The organism is Nocardioides lacusdianchii (assembly GCF_020102855.1).
Classification (GTDB): Bacteria; Actinomycetota; Actinomycetes; order Propionibacteriales; family Nocardioidaceae; genus Nocardioides; species Nocardioides lacusdianchii.
Window position 1 is genome coordinate 161044 of record NZ_JADHZD010000009.1, and the last position, 23064, is coordinate 184107.

Annotated in this window: 17 protein-coding genes; 9 read left to right on the forward strand and 8 right to left on the reverse strand. The window is 71.6% G+C overall.

Features of this window, described 5'->3' with window-relative positions:
* Positions 1-7: 7 nt before the first annotated feature.
* Positions 8-1246 carry a glycosyltransferase family protein gene (locus tag IRX98_RS14460; RefSeq protein ID WP_224277871.1) on the forward strand — a complete coding sequence of 413 codons (1239 nt, stop codon included), beginning with the start codon at positions 8-10 and terminating at the stop codon, positions 1244-1246.
* Here IRX98_RS14460 and IRX98_RS14465 read toward each other — a convergent pair.
* From IRX98_RS14465 to IRX98_RS14480, 4 genes are all read right to left on the reverse strand, one after another.
* Positions 1157-2242, reverse strand: coding sequence for an alanine racemase (locus IRX98_RS14465; protein WP_224277872.1), 1086 nt, complete (start codon positions 2240-2242; stop codon positions 1157-1159). The genes IRX98_RS14460 and IRX98_RS14465 overlap by 90 nt on opposite strands.
* Before the next feature lie 7 nt (positions 2243-2249).
* Positions 2250-3386 (reverse strand): lipid II:glycine glycyltransferase FemX, encoded by a 1137-nt coding sequence (locus tag IRX98_RS14470; RefSeq protein ID WP_224277873.1) that lies wholly within the window; start codon positions 3384-3386, stop codon positions 2250-2252.
* A gap of 142 nt (positions 3387-3528) precedes the next feature.
* Entirely contained in the window at positions 3529-4338 is an 810-nt protein-coding gene (locus IRX98_RS14475) for a deoxyribonuclease IV (RefSeq protein WP_224277875.1), read from the reverse strand.
* Complete coding sequence (locus tag IRX98_RS14480) at positions 4335-5270, reverse strand: serine/threonine-protein kinase (protein ID WP_224277876.1); 936 nt, start codon at positions 5268-5270, stop codon at positions 4335-4337. The genes IRX98_RS14475 and IRX98_RS14480 overlap by 4 nt, the downstream gene beginning before the upstream one ends.
* Before the next feature lie 239 nt (positions 5271-5509).
* Between IRX98_RS14480 and rpsF the strand changes: the two genes are divergently transcribed.
* From rpsF to rplI, 4 genes are all read left to right on the forward strand, one after another.
* A complete protein-coding gene (gene rpsF, locus IRX98_RS14485) occupies positions 5510-5800 on the forward strand; it encodes a 30S ribosomal protein S6 (RefSeq protein ID WP_129479120.1) in 291 nt (96 codons plus the stop codon).
* Positions 5801-5923: 123 nt separating this feature from the next.
* Complete coding sequence (locus IRX98_RS14490) at positions 5924-6517, forward strand: single-stranded DNA-binding protein (RefSeq protein WP_224277877.1); 594 nt, start codon at positions 5924-5926, stop codon at positions 6515-6517.
* Positions 6518-6711: 194 nt separating this feature from the next.
* A complete protein-coding gene (rpsR, locus tag IRX98_RS14495; protein WP_056603689.1) occupies positions 6712-6948 on the forward strand; it encodes a 30S ribosomal protein S18 in 237 nt (78 codons plus the stop codon).
* Positions 6949-6962: 14 nt separating this feature from the next.
* Positions 6963-7409, forward strand: coding sequence for a 50S ribosomal protein L9 (rplI, locus tag IRX98_RS14500; protein WP_224277878.1), 447 nt, complete (start codon positions 6963-6965; stop codon positions 7407-7409).
* Between the two features lie 69 nt (positions 7410-7478).
* On the opposite strand, the gene IRX98_RS14505 is transcribed toward rplI, so the two are convergent.
* The 4 genes from IRX98_RS14505 to IRX98_RS14520 all read right to left on the reverse strand — a co-directional run bounded on the left by IRX98_RS14505 (position 7479) and on the right by IRX98_RS14520 (position 15411).
* Entirely contained in the window at positions 7479-7781 is a 303-nt protein-coding gene (locus IRX98_RS14505) for a DUF8738 domain-containing protein (RefSeq protein ID WP_224277879.1), read from the reverse strand.
* Positions 7782-7980: 199 nt separating this feature from the next.
* Complete coding sequence (locus IRX98_RS23535; protein ID WP_224277880.1) at positions 7981-12690, reverse strand: S8 family serine peptidase; 4710 nt, start codon at positions 12688-12690, stop codon at positions 7981-7983.
* A 191-nt stretch (positions 12691-12881) separates the two neighbouring features.
* Positions 12882-14057 carry a hypothetical protein gene (locus IRX98_RS14515; protein ID WP_224277881.1) on the reverse strand — a complete coding sequence of 392 codons (1176 nt, stop codon included), beginning with the start codon at positions 14055-14057 and terminating at the stop codon, positions 12882-12884.
* 28 nt (positions 14058-14085) lie between these two features.
* Complete coding sequence (locus IRX98_RS14520) at positions 14086-15411, reverse strand: MATE family efflux transporter (protein WP_224277883.1); 1326 nt, start codon at positions 15409-15411, stop codon at positions 14086-14088.
* A 186-nt stretch (positions 15412-15597) separates the two neighbouring features.
* Between IRX98_RS14520 and IRX98_RS14525 the strand changes: the two genes are divergently transcribed.
* The 4 genes from IRX98_RS14525 (at position 15598) to dnaB (ending at position 22979) form a co-directional block, all read left to right on the forward strand.
* The gene (locus tag IRX98_RS14525; RefSeq protein ID WP_224277885.1) at positions 15598-17088 is read left to right on the forward strand and encodes a DUF4331 domain-containing protein; all 1491 of its coding nucleotides are present in this window, start codon (positions 15598-15600) and stop codon (positions 17086-17088) included.
* Between the two features lie 78 nt (positions 17089-17166).
* Entirely contained in the window at positions 17167-18486 is a 1320-nt protein-coding gene (locus tag IRX98_RS14530) for a tetratricopeptide repeat protein (protein WP_224277887.1), read from the forward strand.
* Positions 18483-19973: a hypothetical protein gene (locus tag IRX98_RS14535; protein WP_224277889.1), complete on the forward strand. Its 1491-nt coding sequence runs from the start codon at positions 18483-18485 to the stop codon at positions 19971-19973. Before IRX98_RS14530 ends, IRX98_RS14535 begins: the two co-directional genes overlap by 4 nt.
* Before the next feature lie 471 nt (positions 19974-20444).
* On the forward strand, positions 20445-22979 hold the full coding sequence (dnaB, locus tag IRX98_RS14540; RefSeq protein ID WP_224277892.1) for a replicative DNA helicase: 2535 nt from the start codon (positions 20445-20447) through the stop codon (positions 22977-22979).
* The last annotated feature ends 85 nt before the right edge of the window (positions 22980-23064 follow it).

Genomic DNA, 23064 nt, shown 5'->3' on the forward strand with positions numbered 1-23064 from the left:
GTCGGCGGTGCACGCCCGGGACCGTGACGCGCCGAGTCGCACCGACCCGGTCGTCGCGACCATGTCGGAGGTCGTCGGCGGGCCCGTCGGTGACCACGCCACCGCCCACCGTTGGTGGGACGCCTCGCGGGTACTCCTCGGCGCCACCGGTGTCGTCCTGGCGCTCGGCATGCTCAGCAAGGGCGCGTGCGTGCCCTCGGGGTGGAGCAAGGCCGACCAGCCCTTCGCCCAGCTCTGCTGGAGCAACCTGGCCGGCGCCCCCGTCGACGCCTCGACCCCGCCGCGTGTCGCCTCGTGGCTCGAGAGGCTGGCCGCCCTCGGGCCGGGCACCGGGACGGTCGCGACCACGGCCGCGCTCGCCGTGCTGCTGGCGTCGCTCGCCCTCCTGGCCACGGCGCTGCTGACCCGGGTCGACCGCCGTCGCCCGTGGGCGGCGGCCGGCTGGGCACTCAGCCCGGTCCTCCTCGTGCACTGGCTCTCGTGGGAGCTCGTCGCCGCCGTCGGCGTCGCCGTGCTCCTGTGGGGCTGGACGACCGGCCGCGCCTGGGTGGCCGGCGTCGGCGCCGGCATCGGTGCGGCGTTCGCGCTCCCGGTCGCGGTGGCCTTCGTCGGCGTGGTCGCCGTCGGTGGCCGGCTGCGCGACCGCGTCGACGCCCTCGTCGCGGCAGCAGCGGCGTACGTCGTGGTCACGCTGCCCGGCCGCGGCACCACCGAGGACCCGGACCTCGGCTCGATCTGGCTCCTGCTGGAGCAGTCCGGTGTCGGGGGGTCCCGCGCCACGCGTGCGGTCGTCCAGCTGCTCGTGCTCGCGCTGGCCGCCGTGGCGGCCTGGCGGCTCGTGCGCCGCGCCGGGTCGGGCCCGGTCACCGCTGCCCGCGTCGGCCTGGTGCTGCTCGCGGCGGCGCTGGTGGTGGCGCCGTCGGCCCCTCCGGAGTCGGCGCTGCTGGTGCTGCCGCTGGCCGCGATCGCCGTACGCCGCTGGCGCGACCTGCTGGTGTGGCAGGCCCTGCACCTGCTCGGCTGGGTCATCACCGGGTGGTACGTCGGGCAGGCGCTCGTGCCGACGATCGCCGACGACGCGCGGGCCTACTGGCTGGCGGTGGTGATGCGGGTGGCCGGCCTGGTCTGGCTGGTGGTCGCCGTGCTGCGCGACGCCTCAGGTGATGACGACGCGGTCGAACTCGGTCGCGGTGAAGCGGACCCGCACCTCGATGTCCTCGCCGATGCGGGGCACCCGCGCGCCTGAGGGCACGAAGAGCATCGACGCCTGCATGTGCGGCGGCTCGGCGAAGAGCCGCTGCTTGCCGTCGATGGAGAAGGGCGAGCGCACGAAGCCGACCGCGTCGAGGCCACCGCGCGCCAGGGTGGCCGCCCTGGCCTTGAGCGACTGGTCGCCGGTCGGCGCCTCGAGGCCGATGCCGTGGGCGGTGCCGCCGCTGACCACCACGATGTGGCCGTGCTTGGGGACGCTGCGGCCGCGGTAGCCGAAGACGTCGCCGCGCTCGACCTCGTGCACGTCGAGCACGGTGGCCCCGACCTTCAGCGCCCCGCGGTCGCCGAGCCAGAGGTCGGTGCCGATGCGGGGCCGGACGGTGAAGTCGGGATAGGTCGTGGCCAGCCGGGCGTGCTCGTCGTGGGTGAGGTGGGAGACGAACACCGTGCGGGTGGGCAGGCCCGAGGCCACGATGTCGTTGATGAGCCGGCTCACCTCGCCGAGGTGGGAGGTCGTGTTGAGGGGCAGGTGCATGGCGACGCCCCGCAGCCCGTTCGAGTGACCGTGCTCCCCGACGTACTCGGCCGCCGTCGCGAGGTCGCGGCGCGTCATGCCGTGGCGTCGCATCGAGGTGAGCTGCTCGAGCAGGAAGCGCGCGCCGGGGTGGTGCGCGCGGAGCGCGGCCAGGTCCTCGGGCCGGCTCACGGTGTGCACGACCCGCGAGGCGATCCGCGGGTCGAGGGCGAGCGCGGCGCCGAAGGGACGCCACGGGGTGAGCACCAGGACGTCGCCGTCGTAGCGGCTGGTGGCCTGCTCGACCTCGTCGTAGGTGCCGACCGCGAGCAGGTCGAGGCGGGCGCCGGTCTGCTCGGCGTGGTCGGCGAGCCACTGGGCGCGGCGCGCGAGCCGGCCCAGCGTCATGCCGTAGCCATTGCCCTTGGCCACCGGGACGATGCCGGGGTTCTTGGTCGCGGTCGCGAGGAGGTGGGCGCGCCACCGCTCCCCGTCGACGGTCAGGGTGAGGCTCATCGGCTCCTCACCCTCTCCAGGCGAGGTAGAGCTGGAAGGCCTTGTAGATGGCCCGGTTGATCGGCAGGTCCCACTCGCCGGCGTGCTCGACCGCCTCGCCGCCCGTGCCGACCTTGAACTGGATCAGCCCGACGTGCGGGTCGTCGGCGTCGAGGGTCTCGGTGATGCCGCGCAGGTCGTAGACGTGGGCGCCGGCGGCCAGGGAGTGGCGGATCATCGCCCACTGCACGCCGTTGGATCCGCGGACGTCGCGCTTCTCGGTCGACGAGGCGCCGTAGGAGTACCAGGCATGGGTGCCGACCCGGATGGCGATGGTCGCCGCGACCAGGTCGCCCTCGTGGCGGGCCAGCCACAGCTGGATCCGGTCGGGGTCCTCGGCGGCGAGCGCGTCGTACATCGTCTCGAAGTAGGAGAGCGGGCGCGGGGTGAAGTGGTCGCGCTCCGCGGTGTGGGCGTAGAGGTCGTGGAAGGCCTTGAGGTCGCCGCGCTCGCCCAGGGTGACCTCGACGCCGGCCTTGTCCGCCTTCTTGATGTTGCGGCGCCAGAGCTGGTTCATGCCCGAGAGCACGTCGGCCTCGCTCCGCGGCGCGCCCTCGGCGTCGACCAGCGGGATCTGGAAGTTGAACTGCGGCTGCCCGGCGGAGAACCCGCCCTCGGTGCCCTGCTGCTGCCAGCCGAGCTCGTGGAGCTGGGCGATCACGCACGCGCCGTCCTGCGACCGCTCCAGGGGAGGTACGTCGCCGAGGCGGCGTACGGACTCGTCGGCGATGCCGGCCTTGACCTGCTCGGCCGACCAGCGGCGGGTGACCACGGGCGGTCCCATCCGGACCGCGAAGGCGCCCTGCGCCTTCAGGTGCGCGACGAGCGGGGTGAGCCAGGCCTCGAGGTCGTCGCCCGACCAGTCGATGACCGGGCCCTCGGGGAGGTAGGCGAGGTAGCGCTTGACCTTGGGCAGCTGGCGGTAGAGGACGAGGCCGACGCCGACCAGCTCGCTGCCGCGCGACCAGCCCACCGACTCCGAGCGCCACTCGGACTTCACGCTCGCCCAGGCGGGCGTCTGGAGGAAGCTGGCGGACGACCGGCCAGCGATGAACTCGCGGTGCTCGTGCGCGGAGATCGGGCGCAGGCTCAGGGGGGTCGTCACCCCGAGAAGGCTACAAGGGGCCAGGCACGACCCCCGTACGTGTCTGGCCCCTTCGTGACTACAGACGCGCCGTGGGCCGATTCGGTTGCACGTCGGGCAGAAATTCTGTCAAGAAGTTCTTGCACCTCCTCGCCCGAGCTCCTCAGAGGTGCTCGCGGAGCCAGGCGAAGTCGGCGACGTGCTCGGCCGCGCCGCCCGGGGTCTCGCAGATCACGGGGGCGCCGGCCTCGCGGACGACCCCGGCGAACTCGTCGGCGGGCAGGCGGCCCTGGCCGAAGTTGGCGTGGCGGTCGGCACCGGAGTCGAAGTCGTCGCGTGAGTCGTTGGCGTGGACGAGGTCGATGCGCCCGGTGATGGCGCGGATCCGCTCGACCGCGTCACCGAGCTCGATGCCGCCGGCCCAGGCGTGGCAGGTGTCGAGGCAGAACCCGACCTGCTCGGCGCCCTCGGCCGAGGAGATCGCGTCCCAGACGCCGGCGATCCGGTCGAGGTGGCGGGCCATCGCGTTGTCGCCGCCGGCGGTGTTCTCGATGAGGAGGGGCACCTTGAGGTCGGTGGCCTCGATCGCCTTGCGCCAGTTGTCGAACCCGACGGCCGGGTCGTCGGACTTGTTGACGTGGCCGCCGTGGACGATGAGCCCCTTCGCGCCGATCTCGGCCGCGGCGTCCATGTGCTGCTGGAGCAGCTTGCGGCTCGGGATCCGGATCCGGTTGTTGGTCGTGGCGACGTTGACGATGTAGGGGGCGTGGACGTAGAGGTCGACACCCGCCTCCTGCGCCGCGGCCCGCAGCGCGGTGGCGCCACCCTCGAAGCGCACCTCGGGACCCTTGTAGCCCTGCGGGTCGCCGAGGAAGAACTGCACCAGCAACGTCCCGCGGGCGAGCGCCTCGGCGACCGGGTCGGTCTGGTCGACGTGGGCCCCGACGGGGAGTGCGGACTGCTGGGAGGTCATGGCGTCCAGCCTAGGAGGACGCACAGACAGCCGACGACCACGGCGACGAGGCCCGTCACCGCCGCCCACCCCGCCCAGTCGACCTCGGCCGGGAGCGCAGGCGTACGCCGCCGGCGCGGGGCCGGTCCGAGGCGGTCGGGGACCGGGGGTGGGTCGGCATCGGGCACCGGCAGCCGGCGCAGCAGTCGCAGCGCCGCCTCGGCGGTGGCCAGCCGCTGCTCGGGGTCGGGGACCAGCAGGCGTTCGACGAGGGGGCGGAGCGGGTGCGACGGGACGTCGCCCTGGTGGGTCGGCGGCAGGCCGGTGATCAGGTCGAGGGCCACCCGGCCCACGGCGTAGAGGTCCTGCGTGGGCTCGGGCGGCGCGCCCCGCGCCTGCTCGGGGGCCATGTAGCCGTCGGTGCCGATCGCGCCGGGGACGGTGGTGAAGCGACGGTCGGCGATCGGGGCCGCCACGCCGAAGTCGCCGAGCCTCAGGTGCGGGTGACCGTCCCCGGTCGCCTCGAGCAGGAGGTTGGCCGGCTTGACGTCGCGGTGCACCAGTCCGGCGGCGTGCACGGCGGCCAGGCCCGTGAGCAGCTGGTCGAGCAGCAGCGCGACCGTGCCGGCGTCGAGCGGACCGTGCTCGCGCAGCAGGTCAGCGACGGAGCCGCCTGCCACCAGCTCCATGGCCAGCACCACCAGGTCGTCCTCGGCCGCCCAGCCCTGGGGCGCGACCACGTGCGGGTGGCGCACGCGCACCGCCTGCTCGCGCACGAAGCGCGCCAGGAGCGCCGAGCTGTGCTGGCCGAGCACCTTGACCGCCACGTGGCAGCGAGTGCGCTCGTCGTACGCCCTCCAGACCGAGCCCATCCCGCCGGTGCCCACTTGGTCGAGCAGGACGTAGCGCCCCGCCACGACGGCGGAGGTGCGGGACGGTGCTGCTGTGGGCACCGTCCGACGCTAGCCCCTCGCCGGCCTGCCGCGCGGGGCTCGTCCACAGGCCCTGCGGGCCCTCTCCGCAACGATTCCGACGGGTGGCCCGAGCGCTGGTATCTTTCTCCGGTTGCCTCCGGGCGACACAGCACGAACGTGGCGCCACGACCCAACGTCGTACCTGCGCCGCGAACGCACAGTCCCTCCTGCCACGGAAAGCCCGTGGCCGCTCTAGCCCAGAGGAGGTGGAGACCGCTATGCGTGCCTATGAAGTGATGGTCATCCTCGACCCGAGTCTCGACGAGCGCACCATCGAGCCGTCGCTCGACAAGTACCTCAACGTGATCCGCAAGGACGGCGGCTCGGTCGAGTCCGTCGACGTGTGGGGTCGTCGCCGGATGGCGTACGAGATCAAGAAGAACGCCGAGGGCATCTACGCCGTCGTCCAGCTGACGGCCGAGCCCGCGACGGTCAAGGAGTTCGACCGCCAGCTCACGCTGAACGAGTCGATCCTGCGCACGAAGGTCATGCGTCCCGACGCCCACTGATCGCCCTCGCGGCATCTGTGGAAAGACACTTCCCGCTGTCGGTCGCTGCCTGTTTGATGGGCAGCGCACCGGGAGCACCCCCCGGAACCACCGGCACAGCAGGACATTCTGAGGAGACCTGACATGGCAGGCGAGACCACGATCACCGTTGTCGGCAACCTGGTCGACGACCCGGAGCTGCGGTTCACCCCCTCGGGGGCACCCGTCGCGAACTTCCGGATCGCGTCGACCCCGCGCACCTTCGACCGCCAGACCAACGAGTGGAAGGACGGCGACACGCTGTTCCTTGCATGCGCGGTGTGGCGGCAGGCCGCGGAGAACGTCGCCGAGTCCCTCACCAGGGGCATGCGCGTGATCGTCCAGGGTCGCCTGAAGTCGCGTCAGTACGAGACCCGCGAGGGTGAGAAGCGCACCGTCTTCGAGATCGACGTCGAGGAGGTCGGCCCGTCGCTGCGCTCCGCATCGGCCAAGGTCACCAAGACGACCCGGTCCGGCGGCGGTGGCGGCGGCTACTCGGGTGGCGGCGGCGGTGGCGGTCAGTCCGCGCCGGCCGGCAACGACCCGTGGGCCAGCCCTGCTCCCTCGCAGGGCGGCGGCGGCAACTGGGGCGGCCAGCCCCAGGGCGGCCAGCCGCAGGGTGGCGGCCAGTCCGCCCCGCCGAACGACCCGTGGGCCACGCCCGGGGTCTCCGGCGGGAACGACGAGCCGCCCTTCTGAGGGACCCGCGGCTGAGCCTGCGAAGCCGCGTCAGGTCACCAGGTTGAGTAGCCCGCACGGCTGAGCTTGCGAAGCCGTGACCAGGGCGTATCGAAACCCCTCAGCGTGATCCGGAACGACCCAGCAACATATTCGAAACTCCATTCCGTCCCTGACTTGCCTCGGGGCCGGGCTCACTGAAAGGGAGCACCACAATGGCCAAGGCAATTCTGCGCAAGCCCAAGAAGAAGGTTTGCCAGTTCTGCAAGGAGAAGGCGACCGGTGTCGACTACAAGGACACCACCCTGCTCCGCAAGTTCATCTCCGACCGCGGCAAGATCCGCGCCCGTCGCGTGACCGGCAACTGCGTCCAGCACCAGCGCGACGTGGCCATCGCCGTCAAGAACGCGCGCGAGCTCGCCCTGCTGCCCTACACGTCCACCGGTCGCTGAGAGGAGCACGAGACATGAAGCTCATCCTGACGCAGGAAGTCGACGGCCTCGGCGCCCCCGGCGACGTGGTCGAGGTCAAGGACGGCTACGGCCGCAACTACCTCGTTCCCCGTGGCCTGGGCATCCGCTGGAGCCGTGGCGGCGAGAAGACCATCGAGTCGATCAAGGCTGCCCGCACCGCCCGTGCGGTCCGCGACGCGGACCACGCCAAGGAGGTCAAGAGCAAGCTCGAGGCCAACGCGGTCAACGTGAAGGTCCGTGCCGGCGAGGGCGGTCGCCTCTTCGGCGCCGTCACCACCTCGGAGATCGCCGACGCGATCACCGAGGTCTCCGGTGAGAAGGTCGACCGCCGCACGATCGTCGTGGCGAACCCGATCAAGTCGCTCGGCGCCCACGAGGTGTCGGTCAAGCTGCACGACGAGGTGTCCGCCACGGTGGCCCTCAACGTCGTCCCGGCCTGACGCCCCGACGCACCACGCACCACCCGCACGGCCCGCTGCCTCTCCGGAGGTGGCGGGCCGTTGCGCGTGCTACTCGGTGGGCTCGTCGCAGGGCGCGGGCGGCTGGCTGCCGCCGGAGTGGTACTCGTAGGTCTGCCCGGCCACGCGCAGCGTGATCCTGAGCCCGTCGACGAGGGCCTGGGTGTACATCTGGCCCGGCTTGGCGCAGCCGCGACTGCCGTCGCGCCAGGTGACCTCCTCGGTGGAGACCACCTCCACCTCCTCGGTGGTCACGCGCAGGGTGGTGGACAGGTCCTCGACCGCCCGCACGACGTCGGTCGGCGCGCTCGACGAAGGGCTGGCTGGAGGGCTCGACGATGGGCTGGTGTCCACGGCTGTCTCCTCGCTGTCCGGGGCTGGACCGGCGCCACCACAGGCTGCCACCAGGACGGAGGTCGCCAGCAGCAGGGGCAGTCGGCGGATCGCGGGCATCACCCCGGTCTGACGCGAGCCCTGGTGCAAACGTTCCGCAGACGGCGAAGGGGCCGGCGGTGGTGTCACCGCCGGCCCCTCCGTGTGGATCAGGTGAGGATCACTTCTTGACCACCTTGATCTTCAGCCTGTCCTTGCTGCCGAGCACCGCGGCGTCACCGAGGTACTCGACCTTCACCTTGATCTTGCCGACCTTGGTCGCCTTCGGCAGCGTGAGCCGGGCCTTGCCGTACTCGTTGAGCGTCAGCGTCCAGGTCTTCTTCTTGAGCGCACCCTTGACCGTCACCTCGACCATGCCGGACGGCACGACCTTCGGCGCGGAGACGGCGATCTTGAGCTTGGCCTTCTTGCCCTTCTTGATCACCTTCGGTGCGTCCACGTCGAGCCGCGACTTCACCTTCGGCGCCGGTGCGCCCGGGGCCGAGACCACCAGGTTGACCGGTGCGGAGGTGCTGGCGAGGTTGCCGGCGTCACCGAGGTACTTCGCGGTCACCGGGATCGTCCCGGCAGTGGCGAAACCGCTCAACGTGGCCGTGGCCTTGCCGGTGGCGTCGAGGGTGCCGGTGCCGGCCAGGCGGTCGCCCGCCCAGAACTCGACCGCGCCCGTGGCTGCCGTCTCGCCAGCGCTGAAGACCGTGGCCGTGGCCGTGGTCGTCTGACCGGTCTCGATGCGGTTCGGGTTGATCGCCAGCGCGACCTCGCTGCGCTCCGAGGCGCCCTTGACCACGACCGTCTGGGTCGTCGACGCGGGCTTGGCGCCCGGGTCGCTGGTCGTGTGGACGACCTCGTTGACCAGCCGCTGGCGCTCGTGGACGTCGCCGTCCACGGTCACCTGGTAGCTGAAGCTGGTCGGCTCGCTGACGGGCGACTCGTAGGTCATGCACACGACCGTGCCATTGGTGATGGCGGTGGTCGCGTCAGCCTTGTTGACCAGCGCTTGACCGTTGGTGCCGTCGGCGTTCTCGGTGCCGATCGTCACCTCCGACAGGTCGGCCTTGATGTCGTTGTAGGCCCACACCAGGTCGTTGCTGTCCGCGAACGCGAAGACCTGCATGTCGAGGGAGTCACCCGGGGCGTTCCAGCCGCCCAGGTTGTCCCACTCGATGACCTTCACCGCGCCGCCGGAGGCACTCGCCAACGAGACGCCGGAGTTGGCGGCCTGGTCGTAGAAGACCTGACCGTCGCGCCACATGCCGGCCGCCACGTTGTTGGGCAGCGCCGGGTTCGGCAGCACCTGCGGGACCCACGGCTCGTCGTCGTCGCTCTGCGCCCCGTTGTCGGCGCCGCCGTAGACGAGGAACCCGTCGTCGGTGAAGCCGACGCCCCGGTAGGCCTCGCCGTACCACCCGAGGGTGGTGTCGCTGAAGGCCGTCCAGATCTTGCTGTCACCGGCGTAGTCCGGCTGGGCGAGGATCTGGCCCGGGGGGTTGGTCGCGTTGAAGAGGTCGAAGTACGACGCCGTCCCGGTGAAGGGGTTGACGCACGACGGGTCGGTCTTGCTGCTCGTGACGCTGTAGCTGCCCTGGTCGCCGAAGGTCGACTCGAGCGTGCCCTCCCAGGTCACCACGCCGCCGGAAGCGGTGGCGCCGCCGGTGGCAGAGCCCTCGACGTACGTCGTGCCCTCGGGGAGCGTGTCGGTGAGGGAGTAGGTCAGGTCCTCGGGCGTGACGTTGGGCGCGACCTCGACGGTGTAGGTGATGGTGTCACCCGGTGCCGCCTCGGCCGTGTCCGCGGTCTTGGTCACGTCGTCGTCCACGCGCTCCACGGTCACCGGGACGACACCGATGTCGCCCGCGCTGGCCGGGGAGCTGCCCAGCGTGAGCGTGGCGTGCCAGGTCTGGCCGGCCTCCATCGCGTCCTCGTCCCAGAAGGTGCGGATCGAGAACGGAGTGGCGGCCGCGAGCGGACCCTCCGGGCCCTCGGCGCGCAGGTTGCCCCGGTCGCCGGCGACCACGGCGGTCACCAGGTCGGTGGTGTCGGTGCCACCGGCCGTAGAGGCCTCCCAGTTCTGCACGAGCACCCAGTAGGTGCCCGGCTCGGGGTCGGCCAGCACGACCGACTCCTCGGAGCCCGCGCTGGCGCTCGAGCCGATCACGTTGGCCTCGGTGACCTCGCCGGTCCCGACGAAGAGGTCGAAGTCGGGTGCGGTCGGGTTCTCGAGCTCGGCGATGAGGCTGGTGGCGCCGGTAGGCACCTCCAGCATCTCGACCTTGGTGCCGTTGCCGTCGAAGGCGTCGGTGTTGGTGGAGTCCTCGACGATCGAGAGCTCGACGCGCTTCTCCGGAACGAGGCCGCTGACGTCGATCTGCAGGTCGCTGATGGCGATGGCCTCGAAGCCGGACTGCGCCTGGGAGCCAGCGTCACGACGGGTGGTGATGTCGATCGACTCGGGGAGCACACCGGCCGACGGCAGGACGCCGACGGGCAGGTGCGCCTCGGGGGCCTCGGAGCCGGCGTGCGGCGTCAGCACCAGGGTGCCGAAGAGCCACTCGTCGGTCGGCATGCCGGCGTCGACCGTCGCGGTGACGGTGACGTCGGCGGTGCCGCCCTCGGTGAGGGCGACGGTGTCGACGTCGGTCGCGAGGGTGACACCTTCGGAGATGTTCTCGACCGAGACCGTCCACGTGCCGGCGCCGGTGGCGGTGCCGGTGAGCGTACGGGTCCACTCACACGTCTGCAGGCACTCGTCGTCGGCCATGCTGGCGGTGTTGAGGTCGCGGACGTCGCCACCGGTCGCGGGGTTCGCGGCCTGGTAGCCGGCGAGGTCCTCGTCGAGGACGAAGCCGGCCTTGGCGGCGTTGCGCAGCTCGATGCGGCCCGAACCCATGTCGAACCAGTCGGCAGGCGTGCCGTCCGAGTCGGTGATCGCGCGCTCGGAGGTGGTCATGAGCGCGGACTGCGCCTCGGCCGGGCTCCACTGCTCGGCCTCCGGGAGGTCGAGCTGCATGCCCTTGAGGAGGGTGAGGGCGCCAGCGGTGTGGGGACTGGCCATGGACGTGCCGGAGATGAACTCCCACACGACCTCGTTGCCCGCGCCGGCGGCGGCGAGGATGTCCACACCGGGGGCCGAGACGGACGGGCTGATCATCGACACGGCGCGGTTGGGGCCACGGCTGGAGAAGGCGGCCATGATGTCACCGTTCTCGTCCTTGACGTCGGCGACCGAACCGGAGAGCGCGGCCTCCTCGCCGGTGACCGAACCCATCCACTGCCGCAGGGCGACACCGTCGTCGTACGTGATGTGTGCCGCGGGAAGCGCGTGCGCGTCACCGTTGAGGGAATCGCCGCTGGCCGCGTCGTTGGCCAGGATCATGCCCTCGGCGTTGAGTGCTGCGACGACCTCGCCCTTCTCGACGCGCCCGGTGACACCGCGGTCGCACAGGATGATCTGGCCGGCGAGGTCGGTGCCGGCCGGGAACTTCCCGGCCTCGCAGAGCGCGTTGTTGTTGATGGACGCGGCGTCGACCAGCGGGAAGGCGCCGTCCGTGGGACCGGACAGGCCGGCGCCGGCGACGTCAGCGGGCCCGGCACCTGCGTCGGAGGCCAGGTCGGTGACCGAGGCGACGTACTTGCGGTCGTGGGTGGTCGCACCGACCGTCGTCATCCACGGCACGTCGCCGGGGCTGCCGAGGGTGGCCGCGCCGGGACCGGCGTTGCCGGCGGAGGTCGCGACGTGGATGCCGGCCTCCCGGGCGTTGAGGAACGCCACGGCGTCGGGGTCGGTCCAGGGGTTGGACGCGGCGGCCGAGCCGATCGAGTAGTTGATCACGTCGACGTCGTCGAGGATCGCCTGGTTGATGGAGGCCAGGATGGAGAAACCCTGACATCCGCCGTCGCAGACGTCGTAGCCGATGATGTTGGCGTGGGGCGCGACGCCCTTGATGGTCGACGTCACCGAGAACTCGTTGGGGGTTCCCTCGGCGGCGTACGCCGTGGCGTCGACCTGGTTGCCGGCGGTGGTGCTGCCGGTGTGGCTGCCGTGCCCGTCGTCGTCGTAGACGTCGTCGCGGGGGTTGCCACCGGCCGCCGGGTTCTCGAAGTTGTAGTAGCCGATCAGCTTGTCGTTGCAGCCCCAGTTCGCGACGTACTGCGCGGTGTTGGCCGGGTCGCACATGCCGAGGTAGTTGCCGGCGCCGAGCGGGTTGGTGTGGTCGTAGCCGTCGCCACCCTCCGACTCGGGGACCACGTCGGCGAACGACGGGTTGGCCGGGTTGAGGCCCGAGTCCAGGATGCCGACGATCACGCCTTCACCCTGGTTGCCCTCGAAGCCCGCCGGCACGTTGGTGCCGTCCCAGACGGTCGGCGCGCCGATCCACTCCGGGCCCTTGTCGGTGGTGAGCTCACGCTCGAAGTCGACCTGGACGGCGGCGACGCCGTCGAGCCGGGAGACCTTCTGTGCCTGGGAGCGGGTCAGCTTGACCGCGATGCCGTTGATCGCCTCGGTGTAGCGGTAGAGCACGTCGGCGCTGCCGCCCGTGATCCCGGAGATCGACGAGACCAGGTCGGCCTGGTCGGACTTCAGCTCCGCACGGTAGGCCGACTCCGACTGGGCGCGGGCCTCGCCACGGCTCTCCGCGCCGGCGCGGGTCGGCACGGCCGGAGCGTCCAGCTGGACGATGTAGGTCTCGGCCTTCGAGCCGGTGCCGAGCTCGAGCACCGTGCCCTTGGTGAGGGCCTTGGCAGGCGAGGCCTTCTCGGCCCGGAGCGTGCCGGGGTCGAACTCGGCTGCGCTGGCAGCCGGCCCCCACGGCACGAGAAGTGCGGCAGCGACGCTGGTGGCAGCGCCGGCCGCGATGGTACGACGGATCACGCGGATCTCCCGTTCGACAGATGGACCCGACGGCACGACGACGCGCCCGAGAACGAAGGCGTACGTGGTGCAGGCGGGGATGAGGGGTGGAGCCCCTGTATCTCAGGTCACACGGGGCGCCGTGTCAACGAAATCCACGCCCGAAGATCTTCTCGTAACGGAGCCGTAACTCCGCACGGTGTCCGCGGCACTCAGGACCGGTCGGGTGAACTGTTCGTCCGGACCGCTGACGGGAACCTGTTCGGCCGCGCCACGACGGCGTCGACGACGACGGGCTTGTTGCTCAGCGACTCGATGACCACCTTGCCGGCGCGCACGCCGGAGTAGCGGTCGAGGACGGTGATCTCGGTCATCGAGGCGGGCTTGCCGGCGAGGTTCACCACGTGCCAGTCCCGCTTCCCGACGCGCAGGCGCACCTTGCCGAACCCGCGACCGGTGGCGGCGACCAGCCGCAGCTCGCCGACGGTGGCGCGGGGGAGCACGAGTCGCGCCCCGCGGCGGGTGGCCCGCAGGGCGTCGCCGCGGAAGTAGCCGTCGCCGCGGACCGTCGTCCAGCCGCGCTGCCGGCGGAGGTCGGTCGGCACGTAGAACTCGACGGGCTCCGACCACGCGCTGGCGTTGCCGACGCGGTCGACCGAGCGTGCGGTGAACCGGTGCCGACCCGCGCCCGGTGCCGACAGCTCGAAGCGGCCGCCCGTGCAGGGGACAGCCCGGTCGTTGTCGCGGCACTCGAAGGTGGAGCCGGGCTCGCTGCTGTTGATCCGGATCGGCACGCTGCTGGAGGTGACGACCGGCTGGGTCGGCGTCTGCTCGTCGTACGCCGTGCTCGTGACGAAGACGAACGGTGTCGAGGTGTCCTGGATCCAGGCGAGCGTCGCGGGCGTCGGGTCGAGGTCGGGGGTGTCGGCCACGGTCCCGATGGCGAGCGGGCTGTCGGGGTTGCGGGCGGCGTCGCCGAGGTCGACCGCGCGGGCCTGGAAGGCGTACGAGCCGTCCGGCAGCCCGGCGTACGTCACGGGGCTGGTGCACGCGCGCCAGTCGTGCGCCTGCGCGGGCCCGGCCAGGGTGCACTCGACAGCGAAGGGACCGGTGTCACCGTCGGACACCTGCGCACCGACGGTGAAGGTCATCGTGGACGCTGCGAGGAAGCCGGCGGCGTTGGGGGTGGTCGACGCGGTGAGCGTCGTCTCCGGCGGGGTGGAGTCGTCGCAGCCGTCGGAGAGGGGCAGCGCCGGGATCGGTCCCGGCGGCGGTGTCTCGTCGAGGCAGCCCGGGGTCGCGGCGGCCGGCGCGGCGCCCAGCGGCACGAGCGCTCCGGCCAGCAGGGTGAGCAGGGCCAGTCGGACGGCGGTGCGGTGTCGGTGCATGGTCCCCCCAGGTCGTCGGTCTGCGGGTCTAACGAGGCACGGGCGTCCCGGTCACGAGCCAGTGGTCGCCGCGGGCACGCCACGACAGCAGCACCCCGCGGGCGCCCATGAAGACGACGGTCATCGCGACCCACACGGCGACCAGGCCGTGGGGGAGCGTGGCCGCCCAGAGCGCGGCGGGGGCGTACGCCGCCAGCACCACGAGACCGGCCCACGCGAGGAACGTGCCGTCGCCGGCGCCGATGAGCACCCCGTCGAGGACGAAGACGACCCCGGCCAGGGGTTGCCCGAGCGCAGCGACGAGCAGGACCGGGACGAGTGCCGACCGCACCTCGGGGTCGCTGGTGAACAGCGCTCCGATGAAGGGCGAGACCGCGGCCAGCGCCAGGCCCGCGACGATCCCGCTGCCCCACCCCCAGCGGATCATCCGGCGGGTGAGCCGACGGGTGCCGTCGACGTCGCCGCTGCCGAGCGCGCGACCGGTGAGTGCCTGCGCGGCGATCGCGATGGCGTCGAGCGCGAACGCGAGGAAGGTCCACAGCGTGATGGCGATCTGGTGGGTCGCGACGCTGACGTCGGTGCCCTGGGTGCCGACCCGGGTGACGGCGTACGTCCCGACGAGCAGGCAGGCGCGCAGCGCGAGCGTGCGCACCACCAGCGCGATCGCAGCGTGCGCGGAGGCGAGGATCCCGGCGCGGTCCGGGCTGAGCGGGGCGTCGTGCTCACGCGCAGCGCGCACCACCACGGCCACCAGCCAGGCGGCGGAGAGGACCTGGGCGACGACGGACCCGATCGCCGAGCCGGCGATGCCGAGGTCGAGGCCGTAGACGAGGAAGACGTTGAGGACGATGTTGAGCGCGTTGCCGGCGACGGCCACCTTCAGCGGCGTACGCGTGTCCTGGAGGCCGCGCAGCACCCCGGTCGTGGCCAGCATGACCAGCAGCGGGGTGGTGCCGAGGAACGCGATCGCCAGGTAGGTCTCGGCGTGGCCCGCCACCTCGGCGCCGGTGCCGAAGGCGCCGACGAGCGCCGGGGTGAGCAGCACGCCGCCGACGGTGGCCACGGTCCCGATGAGGACGGCCAGCCAGATGCCGTCGACCCCCTGGGCGAGCGCGGCGCGCAGGTCGCCGGCCCCGAGGTGGCGCGCGACGCTCGCGGTGGTGCCGTAGGCGAGGAAGACGCAGAGGCCGACCACCGTCTGGAGGATCACCGCCGCGACGCCGAGGCCTGCGAGCTCGGGGGTGCCGAGGTGGCCCACGACTGCGGCGTCGGAGAGCAGGAAGAGCGGCTCGGCGACCAGGGCGAGGAAGGCCGGGACGGCCAGGCGCAGGATCTCCCGGTCGACGGCCTTCACGCTGCACAGGGTAGGTCCGCCTCCGGACGGGTGCCCGAGCGGATCCGCCCCCTCCCAGGGGTGGACCGACCCATCCGGATGGGGCGTGACCCCGAACACAGACCACCCCGGCCCTCTCAGGCGTCTGGGCTGCCCGGGTGGAGCACCTTCCGAAGGCCCCGGGTCGACATCAAGGAGTTATCGCTCATGACACGACCCACCAAGCGGCACGGGGCTGTGGCCCTGGCGTGCGCCGGCGGCCTGCTGACCACGGTCGGCCTCGCCGGCGTAGGCCCGCTGGGCGCCAGCGCGTCCAGCCACCGCGAGGCGCCGCTCATCTCGGGCACCCCGCAGTACGACGGCACGGACCTGTACGCCTTCCGCAGCCCGGAGAAGCAGAACACGGTCACGCTCGTCGCGAACTGGCTGCCCTTCGAGGAGCCGGCCGGCGGTCCGAACTTCTACAGCTTCGCGACCGACGCGCAGTACGACATCCACGTCGACAACAACGCCGACGCCAAGCCGGACGTGACCTTCCGGTGGACCTTCAAGGACCACTACGTCACCAAGGACACGTTCCTGGCCGCCACCGGCCCGGTCACGTCCCTGGCCGACAAGGACCTGAACTACTACCAGACCTACAAGCTGGTGCGGATCAACCAGAAGTCCGGCAAGACCAAGACGATCGTGGGCAAGAAGCGCGTCGCGCCGTCCAACATCGGCAAGGCCTCCATGCCGAACTACCCCGCGCTGCGCGACCAGGCGGTGACGACCCCGAAGAAGAACGTGAAGTCGTTCGCCGGCCAGGCCGAGGACCCGTTCTTCCTCGACCTGCGGGTCTTCGACCTCCTCTACGGCGGTGACCTCTCCGAGTCCGGCGACGACACCCTCGCCGGCTTCAACGTCCAGTCGGTGGCGCTGCAGGTGCCGCAGAGGTGGGTGGCGAAGAACGGGAAGTCGAAGAAGAACCCGGTCATCGGCACCTGGACCACGACGCAGAAGAAGGGCGCCAACGGCACGTTCCAGCAGGTCTCCCGCCTGGGCAACCCGCTGGTCAACGAGGTAGTCATCCCGCTGAAGCTCAAGGACGCGTTCAACGCCTCCAAGCCCACGCAGGACGGCGCCGCGCTGAAGTACGTCACCAACCCCGAGCTGCCCAAGCTGATCGAGGCCGTCTACGGCATCGACGCGCCGGCGACCCCGCGCAACGACCTCGTGTCGGTGTTCCTCACGGGCGTCAAGGGCCTCAACAAGGCCAAGGGCAAGGTCACGCCCAGCGAGCAGCTGCGCCTGAACATGTCGACCCCGGTCACCGCGGAGCCCAACCGGCTCGGCGTGATCGGTGGCGACACGCAGGGCTTCCCGAACGGCCGCCGACTCGGTGACGACGTCATCGACATCGCGCTCCAGGTCGTCGAGGGCGAGCTCGTGGGCTCGGCGAACGACCTCGGTGACGGCGTCGACGCCAACGACGCCGCGTTCAGCGGGACGTTCCCCTACCTGGCCCTCCCGGCCAGCGGCAGCAACGCCGACCCGCACCCGTCCGCGGGTGGTTCGGCGAACAAGCAGTCCTCGACCGAGGGCCTGCTGCAGAGCGTCGTCCCGGGTCGCCAGAGCGCCATCGCCTTCATCGGTGTGGGCCTCCTGGCCCTCGTCGGCGGCATCGGCGGCGCTGCACGACGCACCCGCAAGGACTGACCGCACCACCGGCTCGGCCGCGCGGCACCCCGTCGCGCGGCCGGGCCGCACCACCGCTCCCACCGAAAGGACGTCCCCGTGCGCAGGAGCCTCATCGTCGTCGGCATCGGACTCGTCCTCGGTGTCTCGGGCGGCATCGGCGTGGCCACCACGTCGTCGCCGTCGACCACCCCGCCGGCGGCGTCCGTCCCGCGGGTCGTCCCCGACTCCGGCCAGGACCTCGAGGCCAGCATCGCCGCGCTGCAGGACACCCTGCGCCGGGTGCCGGCCGACTACGTCTCGTGGGCCAACCTCGCCGTGGCGTACGTCGAGCAGGCCCGCGTGTCCGGCAACGCCACCTTCTACGACAAGGCCGACGAGGCCGTCGCCCGCTCCTTCGAGCTCGAGCCGGACGAGAACTTCACCGCCCTGGCGGCCAGCGCCGCGATCTCCGCGGCCCGCCACGACTTCACCGACGCGCTGGCCAGCGCCGACGAGGCGCTCGCGGTCAACCCGCGCGACCTCGGCGCCCTCGCCGTGCGCGTCGACGCGCTCAACGAGCTCGGCAGGTACGACGAGCAGATGCAGGCGCTGCGCACCGCCGACCGGCTCCAGCCGAGCACCGCCGTCTCGGCCCGCTACTCCTACGCCTTCGAGCTGCGCGGCGACCTCGACCGCGCCGGCGCGCTGCTGCGGCGTACGGCCGAGGTCGGCTCGCGTGCCGACCAGGCCTACACGCTCACCCTCTACGCCGACATCCTGCGCAAGCAGGGCCGCCTCGCCGAGGCCGGCCGCCGCCTCGCCGTCGCGCAGGAGGCCGTGCCGGACCACCTGCCCGCCCTCGTCTCGACCGCCCGCCTCCAGGTCGCGCAGGGCGACCTCGAGGGTGCCGTGGCGACCTGGCAGGAGGTGGCCGCACGCCAGCCCCTGCCGGAGTACCTCACCGAGCTCGGCGAGCTGCTGCTGCACCTCGGCCGCACCGACGAGGCCGACGCGCAGTTCGCGGTCGTCCGCACCACCATCGACCTGCTGTCCGCGAGCGGTGTGGGGACCGACCTGGAGACTGCCCTCTTCGAGGCCGACCACGGCTCCGCCGAGCGTGCGCTGACGCAGGCGCAGGCCGAGTGGGACCAGCGCCGCAGCGTCCACGTCGCCGACGCACTCGCCTGGGCGCTGCACCGCAGCGGTCGCGACGGGGAGGCACTCCCGATCGCCCGGCAGGCCACCCGGCTCGGCTCGCCCGAGGCACGGTTCTGGATCCACCGCGGCACGATCGAGGCTGCGCTCGGGATGACGGCGGACGCGCGCACCCACCTGCGCCGCGGGCTCGACCTCGACCCGGGCCTGTCGCCGTGGCAGCGCGCGGAGGCCGAGAGCGTGCTCGCCGACCTGGACCCGCGACCGGAGTCCGGCCGATGAGGACCCTCCTCCGCCTGCTGCTCGCCCTCGGCGCGCTCCTCGCGTGCCTGGTCGTCACCGCCGCCCCGGCCTCGGCCCACCCCCTCGGCAACTTCACCGTCAACCGCTACACCGGCATCCTCGTCGCGCCCGACGGCATCGAGGTGGACCACGTGGTCGACCTGGCCGAGATCCCGACCGCCCAGCTCGGCGACGCGATCGACGACCTGCCGGCGCTGGCCGCGCGCGAGTGCGCCACGACCACCGACGGGTTGGCCATCACGGCCGGCGGCGACGGCGTACGCCTCGCGCTGGAGGACGCGAACGCGTCGGTCTCCGACGGCGAGGGCGGGCTGCCGGTCACCCGGATCACCTGCCGCTACACCGGCGCCGCCGACATCGGTGCCGGCGAGGTCACCTTCGAAGACTCGACCGCCCCGGGCTCCGTGGGCTGGCGCGAGGTCACCGCGGTCGGTGACGGGATGACGCTCACCAGCGCGGACGTCCCGTCGGAGAGCACCAGCGAGCGGCTCACCTCCTACCCCGAGGACCTGCTCGAGTCGCCGCTGGACGTCACGTCGGCGACGCTCGTCGTCGCCACCGGCGGTCCTGCGGGCGAGCTGCCGGGCACGGGGGACGACGGCCCGGGCGCGACGGACGGCTCCTGGCTGTCGTCGCGCGCCACCAGCCTGCTCGGTGACAACGGATGGCTCGCCGCGGGCCTGGCCGTCCTCGCCGCCCTCGCCCTCGGGGCGACGCACGCGCTCTCGCCCGGGCACGGCAAGACCGTCATGGCGTTCTACCTCACCCAGCGCGGGGACTCCTCGGTCCGCTCGGCGCTCGCGGTGGGCAGTGCGGTGACGATGGCGCACACCGGCTCGGTGCTGCTGCTGGGCCTGCTGGTCTCGCTGAGCAGCGCCTTCGTGCCGGCGCGGATCTATCCCTGGCTCACCCTCGCCACCGGCCTGCTCATCGTGGGACTCGGGCTCTACCTGTTGGCCCAGCTGCGGTCCGGTGGGGGCCACGGCCACGGACATGGGCACGGCCACGGACATGGGCACGGCGACGGACATGGGCACGGCGACGGGGACCACGACGAGCACCGCGAGCACGCGCCGGCCGGGGCGACGACCGCCACGGCGACGGTCGTCGAGGCTCCGGCCCCGGCGGAGCCCGAGGTGACCCCCGGGCGCGGGGGCGTGTGGGTGATGGGCCTGGTGGGCGGCCTCGTCCCGAGCCCCTCGGCCCTGCTCCTGCTCCTGGCCGCCGTCGCCCTGGGGCGTCCGTGGTTCGGGTTCGTGCTGGTGCTGGCCTTCGGGATCGGCATGGCTGTCGCGCTGGCCGCGGTCGGCCTGTTCGCCCGCGACCTGGTGCTGCGCCTCGAGGGGCTGGCCCTGCGCCGGGGCTTCCTCGGCGGCCAGGTGCGCACCTACCTGAGGTACGGCGCCGCGCTGGGCATCTGCGCGGTCGGCCTCGGCGTCGTGGTCCGGACGCTGCTGCAGCTCTGAGGCCCATACGATCGAGTGCCACCGCGTGTACATAGCTCGTTCGGACTACCTGTGAATGGCGGTGTGGATGAGGGCCTCGTGGCCGGCGTCCCGCGGCCGTGTCGACAAAGCAACAGGCGTCTTCCAGATGGCGGACAGGTGAACGCACAGGTCGGGCAGATAGTTTTCCTGCACAGCGTGTGTACGACGTTTCCGCAGGTCAGCGCACTGGTCGGGATCCTGGGGCCGACTTTCTCCACAGGTCTCTCCACTGTCTGTGCACCGCTGTCGGCGTGTCCTCCACGTCTGCGCCCAGGTTCTCCACAGAGCCTGTGGACAACCGGCCTCCGCCGGCTTTCCCCGGGCGGCCGGGACGACGTACGGTCTCGCGCGACCAGTGATTCGAGCTGGGGTCCCGCACGTGCGTCGTCGGCAGTGGATGTCGGTGGTCGCGCCTAGCGTCGTGGGCAGTCACAGCTGAGGGGAGCACCGGTGAGCATCACCTTCGAGGGCGACACCGACGAGGCCTGGGGCGACGGCCCGGCGGCCTACGAGCCCGGCGAGGCCCCGCGCTCGGCCGGTGACCGCACGCCCCCGCAGGACAACGCCGCCGAGCAGAGCGTGCTCGGCTCGATGCTGCTGTCGAAGGACGCGATCGCCGACGTCGTCGACGTCATCAAGGGCGTGGACTACTACCGCCCCGCCCACGAGATCATCCACGACGCGATCATCGACCTCTACGGGCGCGGCGAGCCGGCCGACCCGATCACGGTGGCCGCGGAGCTGACCAAGCGCGGCGAGCTCCAGCGCATCGGTGGCGCCCCCTACCTCCACACGCTCTCGGCCAACGTGCCGATCGCCGCCAACGCCGGCTACTACGCCGAGATCGTGCGCGACAAGGCGATCCTGCGCCGCCTGGTCGAGGCCGGGACCCGCATCGCCGCCCTCGGCTATGCCGGTGAGGGCCAGATCGACGACGTGGTCGACCACGCCCAGGCCGAGGTCTACAAGGTCACCGACCGTCGTGCGGCGGTCGACTACGCGCCGCTGGGCGACATCATGAGCGGCGTCCTCGACGAGATCGAGGCGATCGGCAACCGGGAGGCCGGCCTCTACGGCGTGCCCACCGGCTTCGCCGACCTCGACGACCTGACCAACGGCCTGCACTCGGGCCAGATGATCATCGTCGCGGCTCGTCCCGCCATGGGGAAGGCGCTGGCGCTCGACACGCCTCTTCCGACGCCGACCGGGTGGACAACCATGGGAGAGGTGCGCGTCGGCGACGAGCTCTACGCCGCAGACGGTCGCCCCACCCGGGTCGTCGCCGCGACCGACGTCATGCTCGATCGACCGTGCTTCGAGGTGACCTTCTCCGACGGCTCGGTGATCGTCGCCGACGCCGAGCACCAGTGGCTGACCGAGACGCGAGCAGCCCGGAAATCACGCTGGGCGGCCGACAACCGCTACAACCGGGCAAGGAACCAGCGCATCCATGCCTCCGTTGTGACTACGGAGGAGATCGCCCGCACGGTGCGAGTCGGGACGGAGCACCGCGCCAACCACGCCGTGCTGAACGCAGGAGTGCTGGCGGGCCACCACGACCTCCTTCCGATCGACCCCTACGTCCTCGGGGCATGGCTGGGCGACGGTCACAGCGCTGGCGGCCGCATCACCTGCGAGACCCCTGAGATCCCCATGCGGATCGAAGGTCGTGGTTACACCGTCACCTCCTTGGGCAACATGCTCTACAGCATCCGAACTCCCCGGGCCGCCGCGACGGAGCGAGGCGTCTGCCCCGACTGCAACGGTGTCATGCACGGGACCTATCTCTGCGGCGCGTGCCAGCAGGACCACGGATCCTTCACCGCTCTCCTGCGCACGGTCGGCGTGCTGAACGACAAGCACGTTCCGAGCGCATACCTCCGCGCCTCCGAGGAGGCGCGCCGGGACCTGCTCGCCGGTCTGCTGGACACCGACGGCACCGTGGTCAAGGGCGTGGGATCCGTGCAGTTCGCGGTGACGAGCGAGCGGTTGGCCGACACCGTGCACGAGCTCGTCGTGAGCCTCGGCTACCGGTGCGGACGCACGACGAAACGCGTCAAGGGGCGCTCGGAAGCAAGCTCCACGTGCCACATCCTCAACTTCTCGACCGTTGACGACGTGTTCAAGCTGGAACGCAAGGCTCTGCTCCACAAGGAGGAGCGTCCGACGTCGACCGTCCGCATCGGCAAGCGCTACATCACGTCCGTGCAGCGCATCGAGTCCGTGCCGGTGCGGTGCGTGCAGGTCGACAACGACGACCACCTCTACCTCGCCGGGCGGTCAATGATCCCCACCCACAACTCGACCCTCGCCCTGGACTTCTGCCGCGCGGCGTCGATCCACAACAACCTCACCAGCTGCTTCTTCAGCCTCGAGATGACGCGCTCGGAGATCATGATGCGCCTGCTCTCGGCCGAGGCGAAGGTCCCGCTCAACCACATCCGCAACGGCACGATGCGCGACGAGGACTGGGACAAGCTGGCCCGCAAGATGGGCCAGGTGTCTGGGGCGCCGATGTTCATCGACGACAGCCCCAACATGACGATGATGGAGATCCGGGCCAAGGCGCGTCGCCTCAAGCAGCGTCACGACCTCAAGCTCATCGTCATCGACTACATGCAGCTGATGAGCTCGGGCAAGAAGGTCGAGTCCCGCCAGCTCGAGGTCTCGGAGTTCTCCCGCAACATCAAGCTCCTCGCCAAGGAGCTCGAGCTGCCGATCATCGCGCTGTCCCAGCTCAACCGTGGTCCCGAGCAGCGTGGCGACAAGCGCCCGATGATGAGCGACCTGCGTGAGTCCGGCTCGCTGGAGCAGGACGCCGACATGGTGATCCTGCTGCACCGTGACGACGTCTACGAGAAGGAGTCGACCCGCCCCGGCGAGGCCGACCTGATCGTGGCCAAGCACCGCAACGGCCCGACCCGTGACCTCACCGTCGCCTTCCAGGGTCACTACTCGCGTTTCGTGGACATGGCCCAGGGCTGAGCCGGGCTGTCGAGATGCAGCGAACTTTGAGATTGCCTACGGATTGTTTAAGAACTCGCGTTATGTCAGCCGGTGGACTTTTTGT

Coding starts and splice junctions, on each gene's coding strand:
- rpsF (WP_129479120.1), top strand. CDS start 5,510: ATGCGTGCCTATGAAGTGATGGTCATCCTCGACCCGAGTCTCGACGAG.
- IRX98_RS14525 (WP_224277885.1), top strand. CDS start 15,598: ATGACACGACCCACCAAGCGGCACGGGGCTGTGGCCCTGGCGTGCGCC.
- IRX98_RS14515 (WP_224277881.1), bottom strand. CDS start 14,057: ATGCACCGACACCGCACCGCCGTCCGACTGGCCCTGCTCACCCTGCTG.
- IRX98_RS14490 (WP_224277877.1), top strand. CDS start 5,924: ATGGCAGGCGAGACCACGATCACCGTTGTCGGCAACCTGGTCGACGAC.
- IRX98_RS14465 (WP_224277872.1), bottom strand. CDS start 2,242: ATGAGCCTCACCCTGACCGTCGACGGGGAGCGGTGGCGCGCCCACCTC.
- rplI (WP_224277878.1), top strand. CDS start 6,963: ATGAAGCTCATCCTGACGCAGGAAGTCGACGGCCTCGGCGCCCCCGGC.
- IRX98_RS14475 (WP_224277875.1), bottom strand. CDS start 4,338: ATGACCTCCCAGCAGTCCGCACTCCCCGTCGGGGCCCACGTCGACCAG.
- IRX98_RS14535 (WP_224277889.1), top strand. CDS start 18,483: ATGAGGACCCTCCTCCGCCTGCTGCTCGCCCTCGGCGCGCTCCTCGCG.
- rpsR (WP_056603689.1), top strand. CDS start 6,712: ATGGCCAAGGCAATTCTGCGCAAGCCCAAGAAGAAGGTTTGCCAGTTC.